This window comes from Candidatus Thermoplasmatota archaeon (genome assembly GCA_022848865.1).
Classification (GTDB): Archaea; Thermoplasmatota; Thermoplasmata; order RBG-16-68-12; family JAGMCJ01; genus JAGMCJ01.
In genome coordinates this window covers 1-3797 of sequence record JAJISE010000081.1, presented here as the reverse complement: position 1 = coordinate 3797, position 3797 = coordinate 1, and the positions used below count along the sequence as shown (strand labels likewise).

4 protein-coding genes are annotated in these 3797 nt (G+C 53.8%); 2 read left to right on the top strand and 2 right to left on the bottom strand.

From position 1 onward, the window contains the following. Together LN415_09645 and LN415_09640 are read left to right on the top strand one after the other, a co-directional pair. Nucleotides 1-1668, top strand: a 1668-nt coding sequence (locus LN415_09645; protein ID MCJ2557348.1) for a hypothetical protein, incomplete at its 5' end; no start/stop codon positions are given. Nucleotides 1669-1807: 139 nt separating this feature from the next. Further along, on the top strand, nt 1808-2440 hold the full coding sequence (locus tag LN415_09640; protein MCJ2557347.1) for a hypothetical protein: 633 nt from the start codon (nt 1808-1810) through the stop codon (nt 2438-2440). Between the two features lie 202 nt (nt 2441-2642). Here LN415_09640 and LN415_09635 read toward each other — a convergent pair whose 3' ends face one another. Beyond that, nucleotides 2643-3200: a TATA-box-binding protein gene (locus LN415_09635; GenBank protein ID MCJ2557346.1), complete on the bottom strand. Its 558-nt coding sequence runs from the start codon at nt 3198-3200 to the stop codon at nt 2643-2645. A gap of 131 nt (nt 3201-3331) precedes the next feature. Further along, nucleotides 3332-3797 (bottom strand): hypothetical protein (locus tag LN415_09630; protein ID MCJ2557345.1); only part of this gene is annotated, 466 nt, incomplete at its 5' end.

The following is a 3797-nucleotide window of genomic DNA, read 5'->3' as shown; positions in this document are numbered from 1 at the left end:
GGCACGGTCGTCATCGGGAATTCGAGATACGTCTTCTCCTCTTGGTCAGGTGACGCGAGCGGGACGGACTACTCCGCCTCCGACCCGATCCTGATGGACGGCCCGAAGGTCGCGAGCACGATGTGGATGGCTCAGCACTTCCTCGCTGTCGTGTCGGCCTATGGAGATCCTCAGGGCGAAGGGTGGTTTGATGAGGGCGTGACGGCAACGTTCTCGGTCACAACACCGTTCTACGAAGTGGGCGTGACTGACACGAGGCATCTGTTCCAGACGTGGTCTGGTGACTCCAGCTCTACCAGTTCCACTGCGAGTGTGGTGATGGATTCTCCGAAGACCGTTCAGGCAATGTGGACCACACAGCACTACCTGACCGTCACGTCAGCCTATGGTTCCCTGCAAGGCGAGGATTGGTACGATGAGGGCAGCAGCGCAGTCGCATCTGTCGATTCGGATGTACACATGGTTGGCACAGACGAGAGGTTCGTATTCGCGTCCTGGGAAGGCGACGCTTCCGGAACGGACTATTCGGGCTCCAATCCAATCACAATGGACCAGCCTAGGACGGCGAGCGCATCCTGGGATAGGCAGTTCCTCCTCACAGTGGTGTCTGATCATGGCTCAACATCAGGTGGAGGGTGGTACGATGAGGGGCTATCTGCCTTCGCAAGCGTGGATTCTGGAGCGGTGCAGATCGCACAAGGCAGCAGAGCGGTCTTCGAGAGCTGGGGCAACGATGCCACTGGTACCGATTTCAGCCAGTCCGATGCCATTGCCATGACTGGGGCGAAGTCAGCGCGAGCGTTTTGGGTGACGCAACACCATCTGGAAGCCAATTCCGAGTATGGAACCATCAGCGGTGGCGGATGGTATGACGAGGGGGATGATGCCATCGTGAGCCTGAGCGAGGGGTATGTGGACGGCCCGCAGGGGAGTCGCTTCGTGTTCGACCATTGGTCGGTTGACGCCACAGGGTCCAGCTTCAGCACGTCGAATCCCATCACGATGGATGCTCCCAAGACGGCCAACGCTACATGGAGGACAGAGCATTACCTCACGATCGTCTCAACGAATGGCAATATCACTGGAGAAGGATGGTACGTTGAGGGTTCTCTGGCACGGGCGCGCCTGGATTCCGACGTGGTTCCAATCGCCGAAGGCGTGAGGGCAGTGTTCCAGCAATGGGTGGGAGATGGATCGGGAACGGATTACTACCAGTCTTCGGAGATCCTCATGGACGCTCCGAAAACATCCATAGCTCTCTGGCAGAGTCAGTATCTCGTATCGTTTGAATCTGTTCCCGCCGGACTCAGATTCTCGCTGGACGGGAATGAGACTGTCGCGCCAACGGCCCATTGGTTCGATTCCGATTCGACACACTCCCTCCTAGCCGTTGAGAAACAGATCATCGAGGGGACGGAGTTCAGCTTCGTCTCATGGAGTGATGGAGGAACGATTGGTCATGCCATCACAATTGCTGGAGCAACCACCATTACGCTGACCTGCGAGGAGGTCTCCGTACCGGACGCGTTCGATTGGCTGACTTGGACAGGTCTCATAGTCCTCTTGGTCATTATTGTCCTCATCATTGCACTCATCCTTGCGAAGAGGAGAAAGAGTGAGCCTGAGGAATCCGATGCCGGGAAATTGGAAGACGAGGTCGCTGAGTGAGCTAGCTCCGACGTTGCACATAGATCAATCCTTGCCCACTTTCGCTCCTCTTCAGTCCTGTGGTTCCTCGACAAGCAGCTTTCGGGGAGTGCACCAGTCCTCGTATCCGTGCCATTCGGCTGGAAGTGGGCACATTCATATGAAATCGTTCCAGGGAAAAGTCAGACTTCCCTATGGAAAGAGACATTTTGTCCACCAAGACATTGGCAAGGTATTCATCGTTCCGTCTGTTATCTATTCTGTAATAGGCAGGCGCCGAGGCGGGGCGCGATACAAGTACCGATGTGAGAGGGAGGTGAAAATTGTCATGACTTTACTAAACAAAAGAACGGGTACTCAGGAGGAATTCAACGGGGCAAAATTGGAAGAGTCCATCACAAGGGCTGGAGCTACCGAGGAAACGGCAAGGGAAATCGCATCGAGAATCGACCCCACTACGGTGAACACAACCGAGGAAATAAGGACACGTGTGGTCGAAGAACTGAGAAAGACGGATGCGGCCATAGCCGAACGCTACGAGAGAACAAGGAATCTTGCAGCAAGGAAGGCAGTGGAAGCGGCAGCAGGCACGGTAAGACTACATGTAGAAACCATAACAGCATTGGGCGCGGATCCTGGCGATACTATCGTCGTAGAGCACGCTGGGAATACCCATACCTTGACGGCAGAAACTGCTCCTGTTGAGATGAGGGAGATTCATCTGCACGAAAGGGACCTGGAAAAGCTGGGCGCAACCGAGGGAACGAAACTGGCAACAAGACGAAGCACATAGTGGAGGAGAAACCCTCCATTTTTCATTTTTTGAGAGAAGAACACTGACTCTTGGATATATGAAGAGGATATTCCTTCTGTGAGTGGATTCAATGCTACCCAGAAGTTTCGACGTCGGGATGTCCTTCCTGTTTGGGCAAAGGAGCTGCTTGTTTTCTGTGCTTCGGTCGCGATTGTGCGATGTGTTTCCTTCCGCAACCATGCTACAAGAATCCACACCTGCTGAGGACCTCTGCAATCGATTCGACCGCGCGGTCTATCTCCTCCACATTCTTTGCGCCTGTGAGGACCATCTTGCCTGTACTAAAAAGCAAGCAGACTGTCTTGGGATCCTCCAACCTGTAAACCAGTCCAGGGAACTGTTCAGGCTCGTACTCTATGTGCTCCACGCCGAGTGAGATGGCTATATTGGCGAGGTTTATCCCAGCACCGAGATCAGACGTGGCTACGATATTTTGAACTGTTATCTCTGGATGCCGTTCAACGGGTATTCCAGCTTCCAGCAATTTGCCGGCAACGATGTCAACAGACCCTCGAACATCGTTGAGTCTCTTTCCCCCAGTGCAAACTACTTTCCCGCTTCCGAATAGGAGAAGAGCGGTCTTCGGCTCCTTTATGCGATGGATCAATCCTGGAAACTTCTCGGGATCGTACTCCGAGCCCTCAAGGATCCCTGCAATAGCGTTCAAGTCAAGGCTATCCGCGAATCTCGTGGATGCGACTATGTTTTGCACTTCAGCCTTCTTTGGAGTTTTCTGCATGATCCAAGACAGTCAAGGTGATGACTCTAGTAGCGGAAAACCTTTTGCAGCTTCATCGCAGCAACTATCGTCCGAGTGAGCAGCCCTTCGCTACCTGACCACTTCATAAAAGTGTCGTTCTTCTTTTCGAACTACGACACTTCGACTATCCAGACGGTGTCTGCTTCTACCTTGACCCAATAACCGAACCCCGCCAAAAGCACTTCGGCGTCTTCGAGCACTCTCAGGAAGTGAGGCGGGGCAAGATCATATCCCTCCACCCTCGTGGCACCCGCCTCGGCCTTCAGGTCAGCGACCGTGTAGGAGGAGTTGAAGGACGGGACCGAAACGAGATTCCACCCCTCGTACAGAAATATCGTGGTCTGAGCGGGAACGATTCCCGCAACCGTGAGATTCGAATCCTCTTTCACGTTCGCCCACATTCCCCCGGTATGATCCATGTTCCATAATCCTCTCCTATAGGTCTTGGACGTCATGTACCATTTCCATTCCTGAGAGGAGGAGTCGTAGTTCCATGCCCTGTCGTATTCTACTGTCTGGAGAACGATCTCGATGCTCTCGTTCGATTGGATGAGTGGGACGGATACAAGGTTTGGA